This window comes from Bacillus sp. Root131 (assembly GCF_001429475.1).
Lineage (GTDB): Bacteria > Bacillota > Bacilli > Bacillales > Bacillaceae_G > Bacillus_A > Bacillus_A thuringiensis_S.
This window is the reverse complement of record NZ_LMJQ01000002.1, coordinates 1-26,010: the sequence shown is the minus strand read 5'-3', so window position 1 is coordinate 26,010 and position 26,010 is coordinate 1. Positions and strand designations below refer to the sequence as shown.

Below are 26,010 nucleotides of genomic sequence, written 5' to 3'. Positions count from 1 at the left end.
AATACAAAAGCAATAGTGAATGATAGTGTCTAAAGGAGGAGAAAGAAGAAAGGAAGACTCCCTTTCTTCTTTACTCCATGTTTCCTAAAGTAGCTGCCATAACCGCTTTAATTGTATGCATTCTATTTTCAGCTTGATCAAATACTTTTGAATGTTTACTGCGGAATACTTCGTCAGTTACCTCCATTTCTTTCAACCCATATTTCTCGTAAACTTCTTCGCCATACATCGTTTCAACATCATGAAATGCAGGTAAACAATGTAAGAAAATCACGTTTTCATTCCCTGTTTCTTTAATCATTTTCATATTTACTTGATAAGGTCTCAATAACTCGACACGTTCAGCAAATTTTTCTTCTTCCCCCATAGACACCCATACATCTGTATAAATTACATCTGCATTCGCAACAGCTTCTTCCACATTACTTGTTATCATTACCTGTTCATTATATTTTTTTGCTAAATCAATTACTTCTTGTGCAGGCCATAAAGATTCTGGTGTGCAAATACGTACATCCATTCCAACGATTGCTCCACCAACTAGTAAGCTATTAGCAACATTATTTCGTCCATCTCCAACGTAAACGAGCTTCACATTTTTCAACTTCCCTACATGTTCTCTAATTGTTAATAAATCTGCTAGTGTTTGTGTTGGATGCCACATGTCTGTTAATCCATTCCAAACTGGCACACCAGAATTTTGTGCTAAAGATTCTACAGTCTCATGATTAAATCCACGAAACTCAATTCCGTCAAACATACGCCCTAACACTTTTGCTGTATCCTCTACGGATTCTTTTTTCCCAAGCTGAATATCACCTTTCCCTAAATATTCAGGATTCGCCCCTAAATCTGTACATGCTACTGTAAATGCACAGCGCGTACGAGTGGAGGTTTTTTCAAATAAGAGCGCTACATTCTTATCTTCTAAATAATGATGCGGGATACCATTTTTCTTTTTCTCTTTTAATTCTGCTGCCAAATCTAGAAAATATAACAATTCTTCTTGTGTAAAATCTTTTTCTGCTAGAAAGCTTCTTCCTTTTAAATTTGGTCTAGTCATTAACATACTTCATCCCTACTTTCTCCGTTATTTATACTAAATATCTTTACGAACAATTGGCATACTCATGCAACGTGGACCCCCACGACCACGAGATAATTCCGAACTTAGCACTTCAATTACTTCTATACCGTGCTCCCGTAATAACGTATTGGATACATAGTTGCGATCATATGTAACAACTACACCTGGTGCGATTGCTAATGTGTTCGAGCCATCATTCCATTGTTCACGAGCAGAAGCAATTACATCTCCTCCTCCACATGGAATAAGAACTAATTCACTTAAGCCTAATACCTCTTTTAATGCTTCCATTAAAGAAGTACGATGTGTAATTTTAAGAGTTTCCTCATCTGATCCTTTTTCTAAAATATAAATATTCATATTCCCTTTTGGCCCTTGAATGGCTGGATGAATTGTAAACTTGTCATAATCAACCATTGTAAATACTGTATCTAAATGCATAAATGCTCGGCATTTTGGAATTTCTATTGCTAACACTTTCTTAATTTTATTTTGTCGGCTAAAGAGATTTTTAGCTAAACGTTCAATTGCTTTAGCTGAAGTACGAGCAGACACTCCAATCGCAATTGTTTCTTCATTTAAAATTAGCTCGTCGCCACCTTCAATTGGAAATTTATAATCACGATCTAACCAGATTGGTACATTATGTTTTGCAAATCTTGGGTGATATTTAATGATGTACTCCATGAATAATGATTCACGTCTACGCGCTGGTTCTCTCATCTTATTTATCGTTAAGCCATCGCCCACGCTAGCTGCTGGATCACGAGTAAAATATAAATTAGGCATTGGATCTAAGTAAAACGGATAATGATCTTCCATTAATTCATATAAATGTGTCTTCTTACTTGTTTCAATTTCGTTTTTCCGTACACCGCCCATAATTTTTTGAATTAATTCTTCATTTGAAAAGGAAAGTAAATATTCTTTTAAAGTTTGATGTGCAACATTTACGTCAGCCTGTCCTTCTTTTAAAATACGATCAACAAATTCTTCTCGAAGTTTTTTATCTACTAACGCCTCAGCGGCTAGTTTTTCTAAATAAAGAACTTCAACACCCCGATTGCGTAACGTTTGTGCAAAATAATCATGCTCTTTTTGAATAATTGGTAAGTATGGAATATCATCAAATAATAATTGCTGCAAATAATCTGGCGTCAAGTTTTCCACTTCTTTACCCGGTCGTTTTAATAAAACCGTTTGTAATTCCCCAATTTCTGAAGTAACATGTATCGGATGTTTCATTTGTTGTACCTCCTTTTAAATATGTTTGATGTCTTACAAGTACATAATAAATGCTCTGCACTTTCATCTTTGTGAAAGCATCCACATTATCATTGTGAAATATTAAACAAGTTATTTTTTTAAAATCATACGAATTTGTATTTTTATAACAAACTCTCTCGCTTTTTCAATAAAAAACACATATATTACGCATATATGTTGAATATTCAACTTCCGTATTTAAACAAAAATCCTGTTTTTAATTTTATTAAAAACAGGATTTTTACATCTAAATAATTAAATTTAATCTTTCTTCTATAATCTCCCTATCTGATTTCGACTGTGAAATTATAAGGCATGTATCATTTCCACATATACATCCTATTTTTTCTGTCCAATCTAACTCATCAAATAAAACACCAATAACATGTGCATTACCAGGTAATGTTTTAATAACCATTAATTGATCTACACAATCAATTTTCACAACAACTTCTCGTAATTTTTTCTTTAACTTTATATCAGTTTTTAAATGCTCTTCTGAGAAAACTTTATATATCATTAATCCTTCTTGAGAAGGTACCTTCGTTAAGTTTAACTCACGAATATCGCGAGAAACCGTAGCTTGTGTTACTAATACATCTTTTTTTGCTAACAATTCTACTAATCTTTCTTGCTTATCTATTTCATACTCCTTTACAAATTGTTTAATTAACCGTTGTCTTTTTTCTTTTTTCATAAAAGACACCCCTTTTAATATTATAGCTCGCTATAATTTTCATCCGAAAGGGAGAGAAAAGAATGTTGCGGAAACGTTCATAGTTTAACTGTAAATATTAAATCAAACTAAATAAAAAAGAGAAGAACAGCATTCTGTTCTTCCTTTTACATTGAAAATCGTTCAATTGTTTGTTTCAAATCAGTTGCTTGCTTCTCTAAATCTTTTAATAATTGATCGATTACTATCATATTTTTAGACTGTTGTAGCGTCACACGCGCCACTTCTTGCGAACCAGCTGACGTTTCTTCAGCAATTGCTGCTACAGCTTTTGTTTGTGCTCCTGTTTGATGAATGTGGCTCACTTGTTCATTCATATAACTACTAATTTGCTGAGTTGCATCGGCTACTTCCATAACACTTGATGACATTTCTTTTAAAATTAATTCCGTAGCTTCCCCACGTTTCGCCTCTTCTTTAGCTATTTTCACTTGTTCTGTCATTTTCATTGCAACTTGTTGTACTTCATCTTGCATATTCCGTAATAACTGAGATATGTTTCTTGCAGAATGATCACTTTCATCAGCAAGTTTACGTACTTCTTCCGCAACAACCGCAAAACCTCTTCCATGCTCTCCTGCGCGAGCTGCCTCAATAGAAGCATTTAGTGCTAATAAATTCGTTTGGCTAGCAATCGCACTCACAACAGACACAATATGTTCTACTTGTTTCATTCGTTCTTCTAACTTCTGTACATTTTGCATTGAATCTTCATTTTCTTTTGCCAATGTTTGAATACCTTGAATTAAAGACGTAAAGACACGAGTACTATGCCCTAAAGCTTGAACCATTTCTGAAGACAACGTATCAGACTGCTTCGCTTTTTCTTCTACTTCACTTGCAATAGACGTCGTTGTATCAACAGCAGAAACAATTGCTTGAATTGATGCTGCTGATTGCTCAGCGCCTGAAGAAATCTCTGCAAGAGTCTCAGATACACCTTGCGCTTGTCTCGTTGCTTCTCCTGTTTGTTTTCTAATCTGCTGTACTTGATTGTTTGTATAAGAAAATGTTGTATCAATATTTTTTACCATGCCCCTTAAGTTTCCTAACATCATATTAAATGCAACACTTAAAGATTTAATTTCATCATCTGTCTTCGGTAATGGAACATCTTCACGAATATCACCCTCAGCTGCTTTTCTTGCCGCTTCCTCTAACTTGCGAAGTGGTTTAATTAAAAATACGGCTGCTCCATATGCTAAAATTCCAGACCATACTACCCCTAATAACATAACGATAATATTATATACAGTTTGACTTACATAACTTTGAAAATAATCGTATATCACGTAAATAAAAAATATACTTGTTGAATATGTAATAAAAGCTAAAACTGTAGTGAATAGCATAAGTTGTGTACGTAATCCAAAAGAAAATGTTTTTCTTTCTTTTTCCATCTTCCCTTTCCCCCTTTTTATAAGCAATATAAATACTACCTATATATTATTATCCATATTTTCATTATAGAAGGATATAGAGATTTTAAAAATCATTATTTCTTTGAATATCAAATTGCACGAAAAAAATAAAGGATTCTGACAATTTATGACTAATAACAGAAATACGGGGCAACATTTGTAAAATATATTTTTAACTGGGGGTTTTGTATGATTCAAGTTCGAAATCTAGTAAAATCATTCGGTTCACTTGATGTGTTAAAAGGAATTGATTTAGAAGTAAAAGAAAAAGAAGTTGTTGTTTTAATTGGTGCCAGTGGTTCTGGTAAAAGTACATTACTTCGCTGTCTTAACTTTTTAGAAATGTACGATGAAGGCGAAATTCACTTACAAGGTGAGCGAATTGATCCAAAGCATTCAAATTTAAATAAAGTCCGTGAAAATGTCGGTATGGTTTTTCAGCACTTTAACCTCTTTCCTCATATGACCTCACTAGAAAACATCATAGAAGCACCTATTCATGTAAAAAAATTAGAGAAAGCAAATGCACAGGATATTGGAAATCAACTTCTCCAAAAAGTCGGCCTTCAAGATAAAGCGGATGTAACTCCTCATCTTCTTTCAGGTGGTCAAAAACAGCGCATTGCCATTGCACGAGCTCTTGCAATGAGCCCTAAGATTATGCTATTTGATGAGCCTACCTCAGCTTTAGACCCTGAACTTGTTGGAGAAGTATTGCAAGTTATGAAAGAACTTGCTGAAGAAGGGATGACAATGGTTATTGTTACTCATGAAATGAATTTCGCAAAAGATGTAGCTGATCGCGTCATCTTTATGGACGATGGAAAGATTGTAGAAGATGCTCCGCCAGCACAATTCTTTTCAGCTCCATCACATGAACGAGCAAAACAATTTTTACGTAACGTTTTATAATGTAACTTCTGTTTCAAACGAAAAGGAATACATTCATACGGTGCACAACTAATCATCCAAATAAAATATTTCAATAACATACTGAAAAACATCCGTATGATCAATATATAGGAGGGGTTTTATGAAAAGAAAACTATTAACCATTGTTGCGAGCATTACACTATGTACATCTTTCATACTAGGAGCTTGTAGCAAAGAAAGTTCTACTACTTCATCAAATGGTGAAAAAGAATTTCGCTATGCGATGAGTGGATTATACAAACCTTTTAACTATAAAGAAAATGACGGCAAACTTGTCGGTTTTGATGTAGAAATCGGTGAAGCTCTTGCTAAAAAGATGAACATGAAGGCTACGCCAGTTACAAACCCATGGGAAACGCTAATTCAAGGTCTTCAAGCGAAGAAATATGATGTAATACTGGGTAGTATGGCAATTACAGAGGAGCGCTTAAAAGCTGTTAGTTTCTCAAATCCGTACTATCGCTCTGGCGCCCAAATTTTTGTAGCTAAAAAGAATACCGCTATCTCTTCTCCAGAAGATTTAAAAGGTAAGAAAATTGGTGTTGTAAAAGCTAGTACCTTTAAAAATCTTGTTGCAAAATATACAGATCAAATCACAGAATATGACAGTGATATTACTGCTCTTATGGATTTAGAGCCTGGGCGTGTTGACGCAGTAATTACGGATCAAATGGTTGGTCTACGTATGATAAAAGAAGGAAAATCGAATATAAAAGAAGCCGGAAAACCATTAAATCTTGATGAAATGGGAATTGCTATTCGCAAAGATAATAAAGAAATGGTTGAGAAAGTAAATAAAGCGTTAGATGAAATCATTAAAGATGGTACGTATGATAAGATCAGTAAAAAATGGTTCGGACGTAATATTCTTGGTGAAGAGGAAAAAACGAAGTAAGTAAGTTAGCCATTCAAAAGATTCATAAACAGTGCCACACTGATTAAGTGTTCATTTTATGTGGGGCATTTCATTCTCTACTAAAATCTATACAATATGAGGTGAAACGCATGTTTGAAATTTTTATCTCTTCCTATCCCACACTCTTAAAAGCTACTATTGTCACATTACAATTAACATTAACTTCCCTAGTACTCGGTTCATTAATTGGATTATTATTCGCTTTCTTTCGAATCTCTAACAATAAAGTTTTAAATAGTATCGCTCATGTCTACATTGCTATTATTCGTGGTACACCTTTAATTGTTCAAATTGCCATTCTCTATTTTGGAATTACATCTGTTGTTGTTTTCACCCCTTTTTGGGCAGGAGCAATCGCTTTAGCAATTCATAACGGTGCATATATTACGGAAATTTTCCGTGGATCTATTCAATCCGTTGACCGAGGACAATTAGAAGCAGCTCGCTCTTTAGGCATGCCTTATCCTTTAGCTATGCGACGAATTATATTACCACAAGCATTTCGTCTGTCTCTTCCTCCTCTAGGAAACCAATTTATTATCGGATTAAAAGATTCTTCACTTGTTGCTTATGTAGGAATGTCCGAATTATGGGGATCGGGTTTATCAATTGCAGCAGGTAACTTCCAACAATTAGATACTTACATAATCGTTGGTGCATACTATCTCGTACTTGTTCTTCTATTTACTTATTTTGTTAATCTTTTAGAAAAACGATTACAACGAAAAGAAACTAACTCCTTCCAAGTCAATAAAAAGAACAAAAAGGAAGTTTCTTTATAAGAAAAAGCAAGCCTGAGATGGCTTGCTTTTTCACTGCAAAAATATATTAATTTTTACTGATTTATTTTTTTAATACTCTCTTTTTCTTCTATATGTTCCTCACGATATGAAATATTATGAGGGTCTAAGCCATTTCCTAAAGAACCGTAGAAATGCTCTCTATGCGGATCAACTAATTCACTTCCGTGATAATACACACGTGGTGTATTCCAAAGTGCTGCCAATGCTTTTGTCATCGGCATTTCGTGATAACGTTCCGGCCACATTTCTTTAATCTTCTCTTTTACTAACGGATAGTATTTAGAGCTCATAGCAGGGAACAGATGATGTTCTGTATGATATGAGAAATTGAAATGCAAAACGTCTACCCAGCGCGGCACTGTTACTGATAAGCAGTTTGCTAACGGATCATTTACTGGAACAATTGGATTTAAGCGGTGATTTGTTGCGATATATGCCATTACAATAAAGTTAGCAATTAACAACGGAATGACATATGCAAATAACCATTTTCCAGGTCCCATAATAAACAATAAACTAATCCAAACTGTCCAAGGCAAAAGAAGTTGAAGCCATACAGATTTTTGATTGGATGACTTGAACTCTTTTATAAAATGAAAGAACATTCGAGTCGAATGCAATGTAAATTGAATTGTTAGTGACAGAAAACTAAAGAATGAACGTACATGTAGAGGCATACGATATACCCAACTCAAAAACTTACTCTTCTTAAGTTTCTCAAGTGTCGGCCATGCATCCGGATCATTCTCTTCATGCTGTGTATGAACATGATGCGTTGCATTATGCCACTTTCTCCAAAGCTTTGGCCCTGTTGATAATGGCATAAATGCAATCGCTCCTAAGAAGTCACGAAGCCATGCCTTTCTTACAACAGTTCCATGTAAAATTTCATGCCCTAAAAATCCTAGTGAAGCAAAACATAATCCAAGAACAATCGCAATTCCTAGATTCGCCCACACATTCAATTCAAATACACCAATCGATATTAATCCCGACAATGCCACAAGCAAATAAGCCAATCCACCAAATAAACGAGTAGGCACTGGTTTAAATGCTTTTTTCGGCAAATGTGGTGATACACGTGCTGCATACCACCCAAATGTATGAAGCTCCTTCATCCTTTTGCCCCTTTCTTATGCCGCGCCTTGCGCAACTTACATATATCAATTCTTGCTTCCAGATTGATTTTACTAAATGATCCAAAAAGCATGTATTATAAGGAAAATATACTCACTCTATCGTCACTTATTTTTCGCTTTTATTATCAATGAAAAACATTTCTCTTTTTACTCTCTATCAACCTTTCCACATGATGAATCATAACAATAGAATTTCTATATTGTCAACAACTTTTATGACCTAGTAATAAAAGTTGGTTATATTTTTATAATCATACTTTATTTCACTAAAGAAAATGTATATATTACATAAGGATTTATCCACTATCTATAGACATTTTCTTAAACGCCATAGACCCTATCTCATTCAATAAATCTCTATGTAATCAACAAACAGAATCACTTGAATTTAGTTTTATATAAATCCTACTTCTTCATAATGCCCCACCTAATTAATTATATCAAAATAATTTATAACCTCTTTTAATAAAAATAGACTTCTTCTAAAACAACACACATGAATTTCATATAATATGGAAATATTAAAAGGAAAATTGTTCTAAAATCAGGAGGTTTCAGCAATGACAAGTGATACATTTCCACAACTGCCGCTATCTTATTGGATTGAATCTACTCAGTTTCCTACTTTCCCTCGTTTATCCGAAAATATAAAGGCGAAAGTTGCTATTATCGGTGCTGGTATTACAGGTATTACTACTGCCTATTTACTTGCAAAAGAAGGCATCGATGTTGTTTTAATTGATTCTGGTCGTATTTTAAACGGGACGACTGGGCATACAACAGCGAAAGTAACAGCACAACATGATCTTATTTATGATGAATTAATAAATCACTTCGGTGTAGAAAAGGCCGGGCTTTACTATGAATCAAATAATCAGGCTCTACAATTCATAAACGAAACTGTTCAAACATATAAAATCGACTGTAATTTCTCAAATGAAGATTCATATTTATATACAACTACTGATAACGGATTAAGAAATTTATCGAAAGAATATGAAGCTTATCAAAAATTAAATATACCTTGTGATTATGTTCAATCTCTATCGATTCCTATTCCAGTACAATCTGCACTTGTCATGAAAAATCAAGCACAATTCCATCCCCTTCTTTATTTAAAAACACTTTTAGAAAAGTTTGTGGAGATGGGTGGAAAGGTCTACGAACAAACAACAGCTATGGATGTGGAAAAGGGAGATTATCCACAAATAATTACAAAAGAGGGCCATCATATCACTTGTGAATATGTTGTCTCTTGTTCACATTTTCCTTTTTATGATGCGAATAGCTTTTTCTTTACGCGAATGTACGCAGAACGCTCCTACGCTCTTGCAATAAAAGCCAAAACAGATTATCCAGGTGGCATGTATTTAAGTATTGATGATCCAAAGCGCTCCTTACGCTATATAACAAACAATGGAGAGAAATTAATTTTAATTGGCGGAGAAAGTCATAAAACAGGACAAGGAATAAATACGATGCTTCATTATGAAGCACTCTATTCTTTTGCTGAAGCAACTTTTGGAATAGACGAGGTTCCTTATAGATGGTCAGCACAAGATTTAATCACTCTAGATAAGCTTCCTTATATCGGACATATTAACGAAAGAAATCCAAATATATTTGTTGCAACTGGATATCGCAAATGGGGAATGACAACTGGAACTGCTGCCGCTCAGCTACTGAAGGACTCCATCCTAAAAGTCCACAGTCCCTATAAAGAACTGTATGCACCATCACGCTTCCATGCAAATCCAGATATAAAAACGTTCCTCTCCCAGAACATTGATGTTGCGAAACATTTAATTGAAGGAAAGATCGAAACCGCATTACGTAAGCCAGAAGATCTCGAAGTTGGTGAAGGATCTGTCGTACATGTTAACGGTAAACGAGCAGGTGCTTATAAGGACAAAGAAGGAAAATTACATATCGTCGATACAACTTGTACACATCTCGGCTGTGAAGTTGAATGGAATAATGGTGATTGTACCTGGGATTGTCCTTGCCATGGTTCTCGTTTTTCAATTGAAGGAGACGTTCTTGAAGGTCCAGCAGATCAACCGTTAAAACGAGTTGATAATGAGTGAACAAATAAAGAAGTTCAACATAATTACTGTTGAACTTCTTTATTTGTTATAAAACCTTTTCAGATAAATTTCAACACAGGGAGGAAAATATTAACATTAAATGAAATAATATATTCATCTACAAATTAAAAAGGGGGGGGAATATTATGCAACCTTCAGCTCCACCTCATCTAGAATCTACAGAAACTATCTTTTCAAGCTCTATTACAAAACTTGTTGTTTTTATTTGTTGGCTAGCCATTTTAGCTGATGGATATGATTTAGGTATTTACGGTGCCGTTCTACCAAAGCTCCTAGAAGACAAAAGCTGGGCGCTATCACCATCGCACGCTGGCACAATTGCAAGCTATGCTTTATTTGGGATGTTTATTGGGGCTATTCTAGTTGGAACGATTACAGATCTAATTGGACGTAAATGGACGCTTATATGCTGTTTAGCACTTTTTTCTATCACAATGGGTTTAGCGGCTATCGCTCCTTCTCCTGAGTTATTTGGATTATCTCGATTTATAGGAGGAATCGGATTAGGCGGTGTTATCCCAACAGCTTCAGCACTTACTGTTGAATATTCACCCAAAAAAAGGCAATCTTTTATTTATGCTCTTATGTTTACTGGCTATCCTTTAGGTATCGTGTTAGGTGCTATTTTGTCTATATTTATGTTAGAAGATTTCGGATGGAGAATTATGTTTGGTATCGGAATGATTCCACTACTCCTCATTCCTTTCATTATTCGCTATTTACCTGAGTCCATTCAATTTTTATTATCACGTAATCGCCAAGAAGAAGTGAACCAAATTCTTAATCGTTTTCCAATTGAATTTCATGTGAAAAATAAAACTCATCAAGCTCCATCTACTATACAAAAGAAAAATGGATTTACTACGTTATTCTCAAAAGAATACATAAAAGCAACGCTACTTTTTTGGATCACTTATATAATGGGAATGTTTTTAATATACGGCTTAAATACTTGGTTACCACAGATGATGCGCCAGGCAGGATATCCTCTTGGGTCTAGTCTGTCATTTCTACTTATGCTAAATATTACCGCAGCTATCGGCGCATTATTCGCTGGAGCAATTGCTGATCGTATAGGAGCAAAAATTGTTATTAGCATCTCTTATCTTATGGCAGCTATATGTATCGGACTATTAACAATCAAACCATCTGTTACAATCATTTATCTTTTAATTGGCCTTGCTGGTATTGGATCAGTCGGTATTACTCAAATATTAAATGCATATGTAACACAATACTTCCCATCACATATCCGAGCTACCTCCTTAGGCTGGGGACTGGGGCTTGGCCGAGTTGGTGCAATTGCTGGCCCAATTCTTGTCGGTATTATTATGACAATGCAATATGACTTAGCATGGAATTTTTACTTATTCTCCTTTGCAGGTCTTATCGCAGCTATATCTGTTTTCTTCATTCCTACAAAATAAAAAGGGCACAAACTTACTTGTGCTCTTTTTCATATGCTTCAAACAACATATCTCGAAACAATGTATTTAAACTCTCAATATCGATTCCTGATCCCTTTTCAATTCCTTTTACATATTCCTGATAGTAATGAATTTGTTCTTCTAAAAATTGATTTAGCACCTTAATTTTCAATCCAACATCTAATTCAGTACCTGCTTTTTTCTTTATTAACAACTTTTCAATTTCATCTAATACGCTACGTTCTAATGATAATTCTGTAATCAATCGGTCAAATTCTACAGGAGGTAAAGTCGTTTTCTCTTCTAGCCACTTACAAGCTAAAATGGGACGTAATACATAAAAGTACTTTTTCAGCTTTACATTCTCACCTTGCAAAAATTCACGATAATTTTTCGACGCCATATGTAAATAATGATATATCGTTGCTTTTGGATCAAAATTCTTCTCACTCATCTGTTGAAGTAGTTCTGGAAAATTAGAGTTTTTCGAATAAAAAATTGGTGATCGAATCCACTCAAGTAAAGCAGGATTCGACTTCGCGAATAGTTGCAATGCCTTTTTAATATCCCAACCACTTATATCTAAATCATCGCTAATTGGATATTCAATTACATCTCGTTTATCATGAATTGATAAATACCATTCTACTGGATGTATATAAATAAACCTAACATCATAATCGCTATCTTTCGATGGAAACCCCCAAGCACGACTCCCTGATTCCACCGCAAATAAAATTTTCACATCATTCTCTTTTTCAATTCTTTCTAACTCCAACTCGATTTTCTCTCTCATTTCATAACAACTCCATTTTTTGATTATTTCCTTGGAAATTCGACAATACACTATTAATTTTACTACATACTAAAAAAACTGTCAGAAATTACTGACAGCCTAATGAAACGTCTATTGTTGCTTTTCAATTACAGTAGCAGCAATTCGTTCAAACTCTTTTTGAATCTCCTCTTTATATGCATCTACTATTGAAAAATCCATAGCAGCAATATAAATTCGTTCTAATTTATCACGAACCGATTTTGCTTTCGCTAAGAAAGACATCGCCTCATTCATTTTTGCTTTATATTGAATGGAGACATCACGAATTTCCTTCGCATATTTCTCATCCGTCCCTGGCGTAACAATAAGGGCATACATATCAATAATTTCATCACCCTCGCGACTTGGAAAATATTCATGTGGTGCGGTGCTATCAAAAATTGCAAATCCTAATTCTCTTACGATAACCATATCAAGACTATTCGGGTCAAATCCGCAATGATATACTTCAACTTCAAACCCTTTTTCCTCAGCTGCCTTAGCTAACTTTTTGAGCATCGTTGATTTTCCAGAGCCTGGGCGCCCTTTTATAAAATAACGATGTGGTAACCCTTCTGTTAAATTAGGAACAAAATCAACTGCTCCTTTCGGTGTAGCAGCTCCTAAAAAACGATGTTTTACAAGCGATTGTCTCCCGCTTTTATCTGCAAATAATTTCTGGATTAGCTGATTGGTTAGTTCATTTGCTTTATTAAAATCTATATTATCAATATATATCTTCTCCCACTCATCATGTATAACCAATGCCTCTTTAAAACGTGCGTAAGCAGACTGAAAAGCTTTGCTTGCTTCTGAAACAAATCTTTCAATTTCTAACTTCTGCTTTCTTAGTTTATCTGAGTCCCAAGCAATTCCTAAATTTATATACTCTTCAACAACTCCTGGCATTTTTGGCTCAATAACATGCGGCGATGTCCCATCAACAATTCCTACTTTTAATTTTGGGATAATTACACCATCAACCGATTTATTATCAGAAGAACAATGTAACAATTCAATATCATATCCTTTTTCAATCCATTCGCGACCTATTGCCTTTATTAAAGAAGATTTTCCCGTTCCTGGGCCACCCTTTAAGATAAATAATCTGTCTAATCCTTTTAAATTCTCTTCGTATAAATTGTGAAATCCCCTAGCTGTATTACCACCAGCATAATAATTTAATACATTTCCTGTCACTGCACTCACTCCTTCGCAGCATTCTATTTACATAACCTACAATATGCGAGCAGCTTTATTTGGGTGAATACCTATTTTGTATTGCACGAAAAAAGGAAATGAATTACAATTTAACTATCGGAAAATTCCGTTTTCAAAAAAACTGAATACTTCTTTATCAAGAGAGGCAGAGGGACCGGCCCTTTGAAGCCCAGCAACCTCAGTTTATACAAACTGAATAGGTGCTAATTCCTGCAAAATGCATTGCATTTTGGAAGATAAAACTCAACTAGCATGTAAAGCTCACCTTTCTTGATATTGAAGGGTGAGCTTTTTATTATTTGAAAAATATATATTGGAGGTATGTAAAATGAAAGTAATTGATTTATCGCAAACATTTGAAAATAATATGTCTCAATTTCCTGGAACACCTAAAATACAACTAGAAGCTGTTACAAGTGTTGAAGAATCAGGCTATCAAGTTACAGATTTTCATTCTGTCGTTCATGTTGGCACGCATTGTGATGCTCCTGCGCATTTTATTTCAGGCGCAACGACCATCGATCAATTACCGCTGGATCAATTTGTAGGTGAAGCTGTTCTTATAGATGTAACACATATTCAAGAGCGAAAATTACCTAAGGCAGTATTGCATAATACTGACATAAAAGAAGGTGATATTGTTATTTTTCATTCTAATCTATCCACCAAATGGAATACAGAAGCTTATGAGAAAGAAGCATTTTATCTTTCTGAAGAATTAGCTGAAGAATTAGTTCAATTAAAAGTAAAATCTATCGGTTTAGATTTCATTTCTCCTGATGAAGTCACAACAGAAACATCACCGATTCATCACATATTACTAGGGAATAATATTTACTTAATTGAAAACTTAACAAATCTAGATGCTATCGAAACAAAACGTTTCTTTTTCTCAGCCGCACCTTTAAAAATTAAAAATAGTGACGGTGCTTTCGCAAGAGCATTTGCTGTTATATTTTAAACACAACCTATAAAGTGAACCTTTAATCAGTGGGGGTTTTGTTCATCCCACACCTAACTTCTTTGCTTCCGCTGAATTTTGAGGTGGGGGTCTTACTGCCCGGCAAATAGCGGGATTAAAAAAAGCAAAGGCCACTACTGGTCTTTGCTTCTATATTTTCTATTTAAATTAAGAAAGAATTGTTCCACACGGGGACGCACCCAAGCTAAACAATCTATCTCTTTCTTCTTTGTGCAAGCTATCTCTTCTCCATCTACCATTTCAACAAGTTCTAGTTCTAACAGTTGCCTCGTGAATGCTAACATATTCACTTCTTCAGATGGATACTCTTCTTTTAATTTCTCCTCAATTTCTCCCAATAAAAAACCGTCACGCATCATTGCCAATGCATCAATCCAAAGTGGCGGCATTTCATATTTTTCTCCTGTAATTGTATCTTTTACAATATAATTCTTTTGCTCTTTTCGAAATTGAATCGTGTGTAAACATACAGTCGAATTTAATGTTAATTCCATCATACCACCTCTTTCATAATATCTGCATAGAAAAAAGGATGCGCGTGCACCCCTTCTTATCTTTTCATAACACTACTGAACCGTTACATGAGCAATCAATCTCATGTCGATATTTTCCTCCATTATAAACGAAGTATTTTATAAAAAAAACCCTTCTTGAAACATTTTATAAAATGTTTATATTTACACAACAAGAACACTTTTCTGAAAAATCTTTTCTCCCAATACATTAAACGGTCGGCAGAAAAATTTCGACTTTCGTTCCTACTCCTAGACTACTTTGGATCGTGATACTCCCTTGATGTTCCTTAATAATTTTATATGTAATCATTAATCCAAGTCCTGTACCATTCTCCTTTGTTGTGTAAAACGCCTTGCCGATTTTTTCCAACTTTTCATTCTCTATACCAAATCCTTGGTCTTCAACAGAAATACACAAATGTCCTTGCGTTTTTTGATATGCACGGATATGAATTTCTCCACCCTCTGGCATTGATTCTATTCCATTTTTAATGATATTTAATAACACTTGTTTTAATTGCTTATCATCACCGTTTATAGCCGGTAAATTCCCATCTACTTGTAAATGACATTTAACTCTATATTGCGTTGCATAACTTTCCATTAGATGCACAACATATAGAAGGATGTCTCGTATATTACACCTTTCATAATTTGTTGGCTTTGGTTTTCCTAACAACATCAATTCACTAACAAATCCATTAACCCTTTCAATTTCTTGTAACATAATGTCGTAGCTCATCGTATCAGCTGGATTTCTTTCTTTTTGCATTTGCGTAAACCCTTTTAACGCTGTTAACGGATTTCGAATTTCATGGGCAATTGTTGTAGACATAGTTCCAATCACAGCTAAATTTTCCGTCTCTTTCATATTGTTCATCATTTCAACCACTGTTCTTACATAAGATTGAAATCGTTTTAATAAAGAATGTGAAATAATGAAATAGAATACACATAAAACAAGTGGAATTACCACTTTTAAATCTTGTAATAGCAATGTGAAAAATACGTACTTTCCAATTACACTAAAGGAAACTAAATAAAAGTATTTTCTATTCACGAAAACTGGGGCAAATAAAATTAATAACATTTCTACCATACTACCATGTTCAAAAGGTCTATCCGTTCGCAAATAAATCATTAAATTATTAACAAGATTGATAAACATGTACCCAAATAAAAATAAATATTTTACAGAATATACATACCCTCTTTTTTGAAGGTATATAGAAATAGGAAATATTGCTATTACAAATATAGGCACACCTATCCCAAGACTACCTTCTGGCCAACCTACCGCTGTTCCACTAATATTCATAGCCGGATACACAAAATAATATATAGCGTCATATAAAAAGAATATAATATAGAATAATAATATAAATACCTTTAAGGCTCTTCTTTCTTCATAAATCAAGCTCTTGTATTTGTTCATATAAAAACTCCCCTTGATCGATACAAAAAACTTTCATTGTTATCTCCTTAAAGTATAAGTATGAAATTGCTTTCAGGGCAATATTTAACCTTATAATACTAAAAGGAAGGAGATCTCTCCTTCCTTTTGGTAACAAATTACACCCATCTTACCCTGTCATGTAACAATCCATCAGTAAAATTATTATGCCCCATTACAAAATCCTTCATATATAAATTTAAATACTCACCGTACTTACTTTCTGTATTTAATAACAACTCCTCGACGTAATAAGCACCTTGTTCAAATCGATCTAAAAGTAAACTGGACAAGCCCGCATAAATCCCGCACCCTACCTGAAAATACGTTGCATTCGTTTTATATTTACGAAAAACTTGGCTACTATTCATCACATTATACATATATGTCTCACTATTTTCATAAACGAGTAACACACCGACCAAGTCCTCTCCAGCAACCTCTTCTTCCGCTGGATTAAACACTTTACGATTCCAGTTCCATAAATCTTCTACTTTGTCTAAATTATGTCTAATTATATTTGTTGTATACTCATTAATTCGGTAAAGAAAACCAACTTCCATATTAAAGTTTTTCCCTAAAATTAATACTTCCTCATGTGGCATTAAACAACCATAGAATTCTTTTTCTCCCAACTTCACTTTATACTCTGAAGCATATACATCTTCATAAAAGTAAAGAGGGCGATGTTGACTCATATACATCGGATAACTCCAGATTGCTTCATCTAAAAATCGCTCTACTGCCCATGAAGCATAAAGTGTATGTGGCTTTATAAGCGCTGTATCATTCAAAAACGACGTGTCATGTTCTACAATATAACATGCTCTTGGCCTTTCATTTGGTCGTTCCTTCATAAGTTCAACAACCATCCATTGAACAACACCCGGATTCATACCTGAACCTATAATCGCTTTTGTATTTGTAAATTTCTCTTTCTCCTTCTCAAACCTTGTATATCTTTCCGTAAGCTGAAAGCCGATTAAGCTATCGTCCTGATCTACGGCCTCATTTTCCAAGGCTGAATTAATATAACAAATTCCTAGTTCATTACAGCAGCTTAATACTCTAATTGTATCTGCTCCTGAAACATCAATCACAACACTCGTTCTTTTTTCTTTTAAATGTTGTTTAAATTCCACTACATTTTGAAGGTTTATTTCATATAAATATAAGCGACCTTTCAAATTCGAAAACAACTCATCATAATAAGTCCTATCTTTTTGTTTTATATCCACCAAATGAAATTTGGCATTCTTTAATACTTCATAAATTGGATCTTTTTCATTTGCTATCGCTTGATTTAAAATTGCTAAAACTGCTTTTGCTGCTCCACCAGCACTACCAAGCAATGTAATTGATAACGAATTCGGAAACTGCTCCACAAACAAAACCCCTTTAATAAATTAGTTGAGCAGCTCCTCCTCAAAAAATAAATTGAATACATAAAAAGATAGCTCGTACATATTTCTTTATAAAGTAGTGCAAAATTATTTTTAAAAAGATCACACTATAATATATTTATATTCAATTCATTTTTCCCCTCATATCCAAATTAAACTAAATAAATAGGCTCGACCTTTTCTTCTGCATATAAAAGAAAAAGCCAGCCCTTCCAACTAATCTACGGACAATGGACGGATTTTACATGTTGAATATTCACATACATTTTTGCATCACGTGCTTTTGATATTTCAATATGACCTTCATCAATTTTCGCCATTTTTCCAATTTTATTGGACTCCTCACCTAAATCGAACACCATAATTTTCCCTGTCATTTTAATAAGCTGTTCTTCAAACGTTCTAGCTAACGTAATATTTAACGGATTTACGGGGAGTTCATTTTTATTGAGGGCATACGGTACTTGGTTTTCTTTATACGGAATTAACCATTTTAAATGCTTTAAAGATATATATACCGTTTTATAAACCGGACTATAAAAAACAATATAATCGTTCATCACACTTGTAACATAACCATGTATTGGAGCATTTCCTGCTACATAAACTTCTGTAAAAATACCTTTAGAAGTACTTAATACTTTTCTCAAAGAAATTGAAGGGGATTCCCTCTTAATTACAGAATCAACATCTGGTTTTGATATTTCTTCGTCATATGGTCTTAAAAATTTATAGTATTGTACATGATATAAAGATATATATACGTAATCTTGTCCATTGTAAAGAACAACGATATCATTTCCTACATCAATTAATACACCTTTAAATCTTTTTTCACCGATTAATTTAACATATATATTTTCTCCAATACTTTTATTCAACTCATTCATCTATATCCTCCTTCCTATGAATATCAGCTTTCCTATCTTCCGTTTCAAAAAAAATAATCAGGGCAATGTTTTGTCTTAATAGTAAGTAATTCCTTTTCATACTATCGAAATAAGAAATTGTTCTTCTCTTTCCCTCATAATGCCCCTCTTATTTATTAAACATTATTCATCTTCATTCTTTTTACATTTCACTACTTGACTCACACTCTTAATATGATAATTAATGATATAAATGACTTCATCGCAGTTTACTAGTGTAATACATTCTTCATGCACTTCACTTAATAATCCTTCCACACATTCTGGACCGCCACGATTAATCTTTACCCACTTATACTTCAAGTCACGTAATACATCGACAAAAGTATCATCATCAGAGCAGAAACATGAAACATAGGAATCGCCACATTTACTTTCTTTCACTTTCTTAGCTAGACTCTTCACATGTTTCAATTGGTAATATACTAATTCACCAAGAGGAAGTTGTAATGTAAGGTAATCTCTCCCTAACGATACAAGTACCCCCACTCGACTCTCTGGTCCACGAAGATTTACTTTTACAGTCTCACCGACTAAGCATTTAATTTGCTCACAGCATAATATACTTTCCAAATTTGTATCCTCCTTTCTTATTATCTTCCTCTACTTGACTGTCTTTGTGCGCGAGCTCGACCTGAATTATCGCTACTACTTTCCTTACTATTACTATCTTCGCTCTCATCGCTCTCTCCGCATGCTAATGCATTATAGTTAACACTTTTAATATGCTTTATTGCAATTAATATAACTTCTTCTTTTACAATTAATGTAACGAAGTCACAAGAAACATCTTGTAAAATGCCTTCCACTTTCTCTGGACCACCGCGATTAATTTTCACCCAGCAATATTTGAAGCTTAGAAGTAGTGCTTCAAAGTCGTCTGCACATTCGCAATCTTCCCAATCACAATCACTTGATCCACAGTCTTTTGCATTTTTCGTAATACTTTTCAGATGGCTAAGTTGATAGTAATAAAGCTCACCTTTTTCATTCTTCAATACGAAGTAGTCCGGACATACTGATATTATTGTTCCTTTTTGAGATTCTGGACCACCCCTGTTTACTCTCACAAAAGATCCAATTAAGTCTTTCAGAAAATCACAATGAAATAAACTCACGAGAAAACCCCTTCCATTAATTTATAAGCTTTTGCACTGATAGTATATGTATCTGTACAGGTTACGTTCTCTATGTTTGTCCTAGCTAGAAAAAAATATGCTTTTAACATGGTAGACTACTACCTATCAAAAATATAAGAAATTCTGCGTGCCCATTAGGATTTTGATACATTTAAACAAAAATCCCGTATGAAGATACATTTCTGCATATCTTCATACGGGATTTCCCAAAGTTTAGTCTTCGTCTTTAACATCCATATCTTCTGGAATTGGTTCATTTAATATTTCTTCCACTAACTGCTTATATTTCTCCATTTGTTCTAAATGTGTATTGAATTGTTCTTTATTTACTAAATATTGCTCTCCATCGAATAGCGCACGAATTTTCTTTTGCTGAATTAACTCTTCAATATACGATTTCGGTAAATTCAAATACTCCGCAGTCTCTTCTACTGTTATATACAATGCGTTCATTCCTTTATTATTTTTTCATCTATACTGTATCTTACTTTACTTTATTTTTGTAAACAAATAAAAAAGATTTTGTAAATGCAGTTCAAAAAGCAGGTAGATGCATTCCATATATTGTATAGTATTATATAGTAAGAATTTTTTAAATATAGAATGGTATTACCCATTTACACAAAGGAGAGTTAACATATGGCTACTCGTCACATCATTACAATGTTAGAAAAAACACTACAAGTTGAAACAGAAAACACAATTTCTCATTTGAATGTATCTTTATCTGATCGTTTTCTTTCTCAAAGCACAGCAATACATGAAAACAATTGTTATCATACAATTGGTGAATGGTACAAAAATCATTTCTTATTCCAACAAGATGATTTCCTTTGGGCTAAATATGCTTTCTATGACGCATATTGTGAAGCCATCAAAAAACAAGGCCATCTTACAAAACGCGTCCGTCAAATATTAGAATCATTGGCTCGAAAACATGGAAAACAATATATTGCTTCTATACTAAATATGCCATTTCCTAATGAACGCGCTAAAGGGACAGCGTAATTTAGCCATGTTCTGCGTAAGCAAAACATAGCTAAATTGTTTTCTAGGATGCTTTACCAATAAAATGTTCATATCATATGAACTGATGAAACCGGTGTCATTATAATGATTGAAAATATAGTAAACAGGAAAACCCCCACGTACATCTCTCATCCATTTGAATAGAGAAGTATGTGGGGGTATACTTGTTCCTTATTATTTCATCATCTGTTTAATCAGTTCTCGATTTCTCTTCTTAAATACTTCATTATGAGAAGAAACCATTCCGTACTCACTTGCATCTGGTTGGATAAATTGCTTTGCTTTATTCACAGCATTTCCAGCATCTTGGAATGCACCTGCAATTAAGTGTAGTTTCCCTTCGTGCTTTAAAATATCTCCAGCAGCATATAATCCATCTACTGAAGACTCACTATTTGCATTACCTGCAATATAATAATTATCTATAATCGCAACGTCTAACTCACTATTTTCTAATAATGTAATGTCACGTTCATATCCATGATTAATAATAACTTCATCAATAGGTAAATGAGAAACCTCACCTGTTTCATGATTTGTCAATTCTACATATTCGATCGCTTCATGATTATCACCAGCAATGAGTTTTGTAATCGATGTATTAAAGAAACACTCCGCCGAGCTGTTCAGCAGTTGTTTTACTTGTGCTTCATGACCAGATAATTCTTCTTTTCTATATGTTACATACACTTTTTTCGCAATTGGTTCTAATTCATTTGCCCAATCAACCGCAGAATTTCCTCCGCCGGAAATAATGACCGTCTTACCTTTGAAACGCTTTAAAGATTTCACTGTATAATTTAAATTAGATACTTCAAATCGCTCAGCACCTTCAATTGATAACTTTTGAGGTTTCAATATACCACTTCCAGTTGCGACGATAACTGTTTTTGAAAAATGTTCTTCGCCATTGCTTGCTTTTAACGTAAAAGTGCCATCTTCGTTACGAATAATCGATTCTACTTTTGTATTTAATACCACTTCTGGCTTAAATGTTAGCCCTTGCTGTACAAGTTGTTCAATTAATTTATCACCTGTAACTGGCAGCAGCCCTCCTACATCCCAAATCATCTTCTCTGGATAAACATGTATTTTTCCACCTAACTGTGGTTGAAATTCTATTATTTTCGTTTTCATCTCTCTGAGTCCACTATAAAAAGCTGAATAAAGCCCTGCAGGTCCTCCGCCTATCACAGTTACATCAAACAATTCTTCTTGATTCATTCGTGTCACTCCTCAGCTACTAGTCATTGATTATCATTCTCAATAAAATATAACCTGTTTCCGCAAAATTTACAATCAAAATTACTATTGACAATACACCTATATAAAATTATATTATTTAAATAATCAATAGTGATAATCATTATCAATTTGTTAATAATTAGCAAATTGAGATTACATCTTCTTTCATTAATATGGTTAATACTATATTATAAAATCTCATATTCAAGATTTTTAATAAATTATTTTGCATTACCACTACTCTTTCAAAAAGATTACAGTTAAACAAATTATTGTATACACATATCATCTATGTTAAAGGAGAAAGACGATGAAAAAGTTATTTATTTCACTAACAGTTCTTTTCGTTCTTGTTATGAGTGCTTGTAGCAATGGCTCTACAGACAAAAAGAACGATGCAAAAGGTAGTAAATCAGAAACAATTACATACCAATCTGAAAATGGTAAAGTAGAAGTTCCTGCAAATCCAAAACGCGTTGTTGTATTATCATCATTCGCTGGTAACGTAATGTCATTAGATGTAAATCTTGTTGGGGTAGATTCATGGTCTAAACAAAACCCACGTTTTGATAGCAAACTTAAAGATGTTGCTGAAGTATCAGATGAAAATGTTGAAAAAATCGCTGAACTAAATCCAGATTTAATCATCGGTTTATCAAATATTAAAAATGTCGATAAGTTAAAGAAAATCGCTCCTACTGTAACATACACTTACGGAAAAGTTGATTACTTAACACAGCATTTAGAAATTGGTAAGTTATTAAACAAAGAAAAAGAAGCAAAAACTTGGGTTGATGACTTCAAGAAACGTGCACAAGAAGCTGGTAAAGAAATTAAAGCAAAAATCGGTGAAGATGCAACAGTTTCTGTTGTAGAAAACTTCAACAAACAGCTTTATGTATACGGCGAGAACTGGGGCCGCGGAACAGAAATCCTGTACCAAGAAATGAAATTAAAAATGCCTGAAAAAGTAAAAGAAAAAGCATTAAAAGAAGGTTACTACGCATTATCTACTGAGGTATTACCGGAATTTGCTGGTGATTACTTAATCGTAAGTAAAAATAAAGAGACTGATAACTCATTCCAAGAGACAGAATCATATAAAAACATCCCAGCAGTAAAAAATAATCGCGTATATGAAGCAAACATGATGGAATTCTATTTCAATGATCCACTTACATTAGATTTCCAACTAGACTTCTTCAAGAAGAACTTTCTTGGTAAATAATACAAACATGAGGAATTCTTAATTTAAGAATTCCTCTTCCTTTATTCTATGAACAGAAAAGATGTGAAACGAATGACAAAAGATCATGAAAATCCACGTTCTATAGCTTTTACATACAAACTAATTTTAAGCTTAATTGCATTCTTTCTTATTTTTATGGTTGCAATGGTATTAGGTGCTGCAGATACTTCGATAAAAGATGTATGGTTAGCACTCACTTCCTCCGCTAAAGGAGACAAAATATCTATTATTCGAGAAATACGTTTACCACGTGAAGTTGCTGCTATTTTTGTAGGAGCTGGATTAGCCGTTTCTGGAGCGATTATGCAAGGATTAACACGAAATCCACTTGCAGATCCTGGTTTATTAGGGCTATCTGGTGGAGCAAATGCTGCGCTTGCACTGACACTTGCTTTCAATCCTTCCATCAGCTATCTTTACTTAACATTAGCTTGCTTTATCGGTGCGGCAATTGGCGCAATCATGGTATTTGGAATTGGTATGGTGAAAAAAGGCGGCCTTTCTCCTCTTCGAATTGTATTAGCGGGCGCTGCAGTTTCCGCATTTCTACTCGCAATTTCAGAAGGAATCGGCATTTATTTTAAAATTTCACAAGATGTATCACTTTGGACTGCTGGGGGCGTAATTGGAACAACTTGGAGCCAATTAAAAATTATTATTCCAGTCATTTCAATTAGTATCTTTATCGCTATCTTACTAGCAAAAAAATTAACAGTTCTTAGTTTCAGTGAGGAAGTGGCTATTGGACTTGGTCAAAAAATTATTGTTATTAAAACTATTTTATTTATCATTATTATCTTACTTGCAGGTGCATCTGTAGCGCTTGTTGGAAATATGGCATTTATCGGTTTAATGGTACCTCACATGGTACGCCCAATTGTCGGTCCAGATTACCGATTTGTTATACCGATGTCAGCAATTGCTGGAGCTTCCTTTATGCTACTTGCAGATACAATCGGACGTACTATTAACGCTCCGTACGAAACACCAGTTGCGGCAATTGTCGCGATTGTAGGGTTACCATTCTTCCTATTCATTGTACGTAAAGGAGGAAAAACATTCTCATGATGCAATCTATTCTAAGAAAACAACGTCTTATTATACTCGCTTTACTAATACTGACCATCACCACCATTGTAGTTGGAATGGGACTTGGTTCAGCATCTTTATCTTATGATCGACTACTCCCAACATTAATGGGACAAGGGACTTTTAAAGAGGAGTTTGTTTTATACTCTTTAAGACTACCTAGAATTGTGATTACATTATTAGCTGGTATGGCTCTCGCTTTATCAGGGGCTATATTCCAAGGAATTACTCGAAATGATTTAGCTGAACCTGGTATTCTCGGGATCAACTCTGGGGCCGGTGTTGCTGTTGCTATTTTCTTTTTATACTTTCCAATAGATGTAGGTTCATTTCTTTACTTACTACCAGTCGTTGGATTTATCGGGGCTTTTCTGACAGCTGTTCTAATTTACGTATTTTCATATAGTAAATCAACTGGGCTTCAGCCAATCCGACTAACATTAACCGGTATTGGTTTTTCATTTGCACTATCTGGAATGATGATTGTCCTTATTTCATCCGCTGATCGTATGAAAGTGGACTTTATCGCCAAGTGGATTGCCGGAAACATTTGGGGAGATGACTGGGTCTTCGTTTTAGCAATGCTCCCATGGTTAATCGTATTAATTCCGTTCGTTTTCTATAAAGCAAATCGATTAAACATTCTAGCATTAAACGAGCCAGTCGCAATCGGTGTTGGAATTGAAATTGAAAAAGAACGCAGATACTTATTAGTTGCAGCCGTTGCGCTTGCAGCTGCAGCTGTTTCCGTAACAGGAGGAATTAGCTTTATCGGACTAATGGCTCCTCATATCGCGAAATCTTTAGTAGGTCCAAGACATCAAATTTTCATGCCTATTGCCGTTTTAATCGGCGGATGGCTATTGCTATTAGCAGATACAATTGGCCGAAACATCGTTGAACCTAACGGCATCCCAGCAGGTATTGTCGTTGCTTTAATTGGGGCTCCTTACTTTATGTATTTGTTGCTTAAGAAAGCGTAAAAAACACCCTCAAGATCTTTTCTGAAGTGAACCCGAATAGTGGTACATGAAAAAAACACCTCCTGAATTCGCATACTAAGTATGCAAATTCATTGGAGGTGTTTTTCGTTTGAAGACAAG

Annotated in this window: 25 protein-coding genes and 1 riboswitch; of the genes, 10 read left to right on the top strand and 15 right to left on the bottom strand. The window is 34.3% G+C overall.

The window, feature by feature from the left end; genetic code table 11:
• Positions 1-70: 70 nt before the first annotated feature.
• The 4 genes from argF to ASE54_RS14030 all read right to left on the bottom strand — a co-directional run bounded on the left by argF (position 71) and on the right by ASE54_RS14030 (position 4,489).
• Positions 71-1,069, bottom strand: a complete 999-nt coding sequence (gene argF / locus ASE54_RS14045) for an ornithine carbamoyltransferase (protein ID WP_000930283.1) — start codon at positions 1,067-1,069, stop codon at positions 71-73.
• A 30-nt stretch (positions 1,070-1,099) separates the two neighbouring features.
• Positions 1,100-2,332, bottom strand: coding sequence for an arginine deiminase (arcA, locus tag ASE54_RS14040; RefSeq protein ID WP_000682331.1), 1,233 nt, complete (start codon positions 2,330-2,332; stop codon positions 1,100-1,102).
• Positions 2,333-2,600: 268 nt separating this feature from the next.
• Positions 2,601-3,050: an arginine repressor gene (gene argR, locus ASE54_RS14035; protein ID WP_000711823.1), complete on the bottom strand. Its 450-nt coding sequence runs from the start codon at positions 3,048-3,050 to the stop codon at positions 2,601-2,603.
• 146 nt (positions 3,051-3,196) lie between these two features.
• Entirely contained in the window at positions 3,197-4,489 is a 1,293-nt protein-coding gene (locus tag ASE54_RS14030; protein ID WP_000410235.1) for a methyl-accepting chemotaxis protein, read from the bottom strand.
• 210 nt (positions 4,490-4,699) lie between these two features.
• Here ASE54_RS14030 and ASE54_RS14025 point away from each other — a divergent pair, with 210 nt between their 5' ends.
• The 3 genes from ASE54_RS14025 to ASE54_RS14015 all read left to right on the top strand — a co-directional run bounded on the left by ASE54_RS14025 (position 4,700) and on the right by ASE54_RS14015 (position 7,141).
• The gene (locus tag ASE54_RS14025) at positions 4,700-5,422 is read left to right on the top strand and encodes an amino acid ABC transporter ATP-binding protein (protein ID WP_000616926.1); all 723 of its coding nucleotides are present in this window, start codon (positions 4,700-4,702) and stop codon (positions 5,420-5,422) included.
• Between the two features lie 121 nt (positions 5,423-5,543).
• A complete protein-coding gene (locus ASE54_RS14020) occupies positions 5,544-6,338 on the top strand; it encodes an ABC transporter substrate-binding protein (RefSeq protein ID WP_000823756.1) in 795 nt (264 codons plus the stop codon).
• 47 nt (positions 6,339-6,385) lie between these two features.
• On the top strand, positions 6,386-7,141 hold the full coding sequence (locus ASE54_RS14015) for an amino acid ABC transporter permease (protein ID WP_003255986.1): 756 nt from the start codon (positions 6,386-6,388) through the stop codon (positions 7,139-7,141).
• Positions 7,142-7,194: 53 nt separating this feature from the next.
• Here ASE54_RS14015 and ASE54_RS14010 read toward each other — a convergent pair whose 3' ends face one another.
• The gene (locus ASE54_RS14010) at positions 7,195-8,280 is read right to left on the bottom strand and encodes an acyl-CoA desaturase (protein ID WP_000661228.1); all 1,086 of its coding nucleotides are present in this window, start codon (positions 8,278-8,280) and stop codon (positions 7,195-7,197) included.
• 581 nt (positions 8,281-8,861) lie between these two features.
• Between ASE54_RS14010 and ASE54_RS14005 the strand changes: the two genes are divergently transcribed.
• Together ASE54_RS14005 and ASE54_RS14000 are read left to right on the top strand one after the other, a co-directional pair.
• Complete coding sequence (locus tag ASE54_RS14005) at positions 8,862-10,388, top strand: FAD-dependent oxidoreductase (RefSeq protein ID WP_000199973.1); 1,527 nt, start codon at positions 8,862-8,864, stop codon at positions 10,386-10,388.
• 146 nt (positions 10,389-10,534) lie between these two features.
• Positions 10,535-11,836, top strand: coding sequence for an aromatic acid/H+ symport family MFS transporter (locus tag ASE54_RS14000; protein WP_001183099.1), 1,302 nt, complete (start codon positions 10,535-10,537; stop codon positions 11,834-11,836).
• Between the two features lie 13 nt (positions 11,837-11,849).
• Here ASE54_RS14000 and ASE54_RS13995 read toward each other — a convergent pair whose 3' ends face one another.
• Positions 11,850-12,632 (bottom strand): nucleotidyltransferase domain-containing protein, encoded by a 783-nt coding sequence (locus ASE54_RS13995; RefSeq protein ID WP_001208229.1) that lies wholly within the window; start codon positions 12,630-12,632, stop codon positions 11,850-11,852.
• Between the two features lie 111 nt (positions 12,633-12,743).
• A complete protein-coding gene (locus tag ASE54_RS13990; RefSeq protein WP_000147466.1) occupies positions 12,744-13,853 on the bottom strand; it encodes a PRK06851 family protein in 1,110 nt (369 codons plus the stop codon).
• A 151-nt stretch (positions 13,854-14,004) separates the two neighbouring features.
• Positions 14,005-14,117: riboswitch (SAM riboswitch) on the top strand.
• An 85-nt stretch (positions 14,118-14,202) separates the two neighbouring features.
• On the opposite strand from ASE54_RS13990, the gene ASE54_RS13985 reads away from it, so the two are divergent.
• Positions 14,203-14,835 carry a cyclase family protein gene (locus ASE54_RS13985; RefSeq protein ID WP_000862976.1) on the top strand — a complete coding sequence of 211 codons (633 nt, stop codon included), beginning with the start codon at positions 14,203-14,205 and terminating at the stop codon, positions 14,833-14,835.
• Between the two features lie 134 nt (positions 14,836-14,969).
• Here the strand turns inward: ASE54_RS13985 and ASE54_RS13980 are convergent, their stop codons facing one another.
• The 7 genes from ASE54_RS13980 to ASE54_RS13950 all read right to left on the bottom strand — a co-directional run bounded on the left by ASE54_RS13980 (position 14,970) and on the right by ASE54_RS13950 (position 20,748).
• Positions 14,970-15,350 carry a hypothetical protein gene (locus ASE54_RS13980; protein WP_000424116.1) on the bottom strand — a complete coding sequence of 127 codons (381 nt, stop codon included), beginning with the start codon at positions 15,348-15,350 and terminating at the stop codon, positions 14,970-14,972.
• A gap of 229 nt (positions 15,351-15,579) precedes the next feature.
• A complete protein-coding gene (locus ASE54_RS13975) occupies positions 15,580-16,806 on the bottom strand; it encodes an ATP-binding protein (protein WP_001046099.1) in 1,227 nt (408 codons plus the stop codon).
• Between the two features lie 137 nt (positions 16,807-16,943).
• Positions 16,944-18,209: a hypothetical protein gene (locus ASE54_RS13970; protein WP_000434725.1), complete on the bottom strand. Its 1,266-nt coding sequence runs from the start codon at positions 18,207-18,209 to the stop codon at positions 16,944-16,946.
• Between the two features lie 239 nt (positions 18,210-18,448).
• The gene (locus ASE54_RS13965; protein ID WP_001004281.1) at positions 18,449-19,117 is read right to left on the bottom strand and encodes a hypothetical protein; all 669 of its coding nucleotides are present in this window, start codon (positions 19,115-19,117) and stop codon (positions 18,449-18,451) included.
• Positions 19,118-19,279: 162 nt separating this feature from the next.
• Complete coding sequence (locus ASE54_RS13960) at positions 19,280-19,729, bottom strand: hypothetical protein (protein ID WP_000443833.1); 450 nt, start codon at positions 19,727-19,729, stop codon at positions 19,280-19,282.
• A 20-nt stretch (positions 19,730-19,749) separates the two neighbouring features.
• A complete protein-coding gene (locus tag ASE54_RS13955; protein ID WP_000051518.1) occupies positions 19,750-20,274 on the bottom strand; it encodes a hypothetical protein in 525 nt (174 codons plus the stop codon).
• 234 nt (positions 20,275-20,508) lie between these two features.
• Positions 20,509-20,748, bottom strand: a complete 240-nt coding sequence (locus ASE54_RS13950; protein ID WP_001998970.1) for a helix-turn-helix domain-containing protein — start codon at positions 20,746-20,748, stop codon at positions 20,509-20,511.
• 186 nt (positions 20,749-20,934) lie between these two features.
• Here ASE54_RS13950 and ASE54_RS13945 point away from each other — a divergent pair, with 186 nt between their 5' ends.
• Entirely contained in the window at positions 20,935-21,303 is a 369-nt protein-coding gene (locus tag ASE54_RS13945) for a hypothetical protein (protein WP_000235474.1), read from the top strand.
• Positions 21,304-21,498: 195 nt separating this feature from the next.
• On the opposite strand, the gene ASE54_RS13940 is transcribed toward ASE54_RS13945, so the two are convergent.
• Entirely contained in the window at positions 21,499-22,548 is a 1,050-nt protein-coding gene (locus ASE54_RS13940) for an NAD(P)/FAD-dependent oxidoreductase (RefSeq protein WP_001070938.1), read from the bottom strand.
• Between the two features lie 331 nt (positions 22,549-22,879).
• Here ASE54_RS13940 and ASE54_RS13935 point away from each other — a divergent pair, with 331 nt between their 5' ends.
• Genes ASE54_RS13935 through ASE54_RS13925 form a run of 3 tightly spaced genes read left to right on the top strand, consistent with a single transcriptional unit; the run spans position 22,880 to position 25,890 of the window.
• The gene (locus ASE54_RS13935) at positions 22,880-23,797 is read left to right on the top strand and encodes an iron-hydroxamate ABC transporter substrate-binding protein (RefSeq protein ID WP_000732570.1); all 918 of its coding nucleotides are present in this window, start codon (positions 22,880-22,882) and stop codon (positions 23,795-23,797) included.
• Positions 23,798-23,845: 48 nt separating this feature from the next.
• On the top strand, positions 23,846-24,886 hold the full coding sequence (locus ASE54_RS13930; protein WP_002153558.1) for an iron ABC transporter permease: 1,041 nt from the start codon (positions 23,846-23,848) through the stop codon (positions 24,884-24,886).
• Positions 24,883-25,890: an iron ABC transporter permease gene (locus ASE54_RS13925; protein ID WP_000983742.1), complete on the top strand. Its 1,008-nt coding sequence runs from the start codon at positions 24,883-24,885 to the stop codon at positions 25,888-25,890. The genes ASE54_RS13930 and ASE54_RS13925 overlap by 4 nt, the downstream gene beginning before the upstream one ends.
• The last annotated feature ends 120 nt before the right edge of the window (positions 25,891-26,010 follow it).

What these genes read in the sequence shown, in the direction of transcription:
- ASE54_RS13975 (WP_001046099.1), bottom strand. Translation starts at nt 16,806, where the DNA reads ATGAACAAATACAAGAGCTTGATTTATGAAGAAAGAAGAGCCTTAAAG.
- ASE54_RS13980 (WP_000424116.1), bottom strand. Translation starts at nt 15,350, where the DNA reads ATGGAATTAACATTAAATTCGACTGTATGTTTACACACGATTCAATTT.
- argR (WP_000711823.1), bottom strand. Translation starts at nt 3,050, where the DNA reads ATGAAAAAAGAAAAAAGACAACGGTTAATTAAACAATTTGTAAAGGAG.
- ASE54_RS14000 (WP_001183099.1), top strand. Translation starts at nt 10,535, where the DNA reads ATGCAACCTTCAGCTCCACCTCATCTAGAATCTACAGAAACTATCTTT.
- ASE54_RS13985 (WP_000862976.1), top strand. Translation starts at nt 14,203, where the DNA reads ATGAAAGTAATTGATTTATCGCAAACATTTGAAAATAATATGTCTCAA.
- ASE54_RS13950 (WP_001998970.1), bottom strand. Translation starts at nt 20,748, where the DNA reads ATGAACGCATTGTATATAACAGTAGAAGAGACTGCGGAGTATTTGAAT.
- ASE54_RS13965 (WP_001004281.1), bottom strand. Translation starts at nt 19,117, where the DNA reads ATGAATGAGTTGAATAAAAGTATTGGAGAAAATATATATGTTAAATTA.
- ASE54_RS14030 (WP_000410235.1), bottom strand. Translation starts at nt 4,489, where the DNA reads ATGGAAAAAGAAAGAAAAACATTTTCTTTTGGATTACGTACACAACTT.
- ASE54_RS13940 (WP_001070938.1), bottom strand. Translation starts at nt 22,548, where the DNA reads ATGAATCAAGAAGAATTGTTTGATGTAACTGTGATAGGCGGAGGACCT.
- ASE54_RS13995 (WP_001208229.1), bottom strand. Translation starts at nt 12,632, where the DNA reads ATGAGAGAGAAAATCGAGTTGGAGTTAGAAAGAATTGAAAAAGAGAAT.
- ASE54_RS14020 (WP_000823756.1), top strand. Translation starts at nt 5,544, where the DNA reads ATGAAAAGAAAACTATTAACCATTGTTGCGAGCATTACACTATGTACA.
- ASE54_RS14010 (WP_000661228.1), bottom strand. Translation starts at nt 8,280, where the DNA reads ATGAAGGAGCTTCATACATTTGGGTGGTATGCAGCACGTGTATCACCA.
- ASE54_RS13930 (WP_002153558.1), top strand. Translation starts at nt 23,846, where the DNA reads ATGAACAGAAAAGATGTGAAACGAATGACAAAAGATCATGAAAATCCA.
- arcA (WP_000682331.1), bottom strand. Translation starts at nt 2,332, where the DNA reads ATGAAACATCCGATACATGTTACTTCAGAAATTGGGGAATTACAAACG.
- ASE54_RS14005 (WP_000199973.1), top strand. Translation starts at nt 8,862, where the DNA reads ATGACAAGTGATACATTTCCACAACTGCCGCTATCTTATTGGATTGAA.
- ASE54_RS14025 (WP_000616926.1), top strand. Translation starts at nt 4,700, where the DNA reads ATGATTCAAGTTCGAAATCTAGTAAAATCATTCGGTTCACTTGATGTG.
- ASE54_RS13945 (WP_000235474.1), top strand. Translation starts at nt 20,935, where the DNA reads ATGGCTACTCGTCACATCATTACAATGTTAGAAAAAACACTACAAGTT.
- ASE54_RS13935 (WP_000732570.1), top strand. Translation starts at nt 22,880, where the DNA reads ATGAAAAAGTTATTTATTTCACTAACAGTTCTTTTCGTTCTTGTTATG.
- ASE54_RS13925 (WP_000983742.1), top strand. Translation starts at nt 24,883, where the DNA reads ATGATGCAATCTATTCTAAGAAAACAACGTCTTATTATACTCGCTTTA.
- argF (WP_000930283.1), bottom strand. Translation starts at nt 1,069, where the DNA reads ATGTTAATGACTAGACCAAATTTAAAAGGAAGAAGCTTTCTAGCAGAA.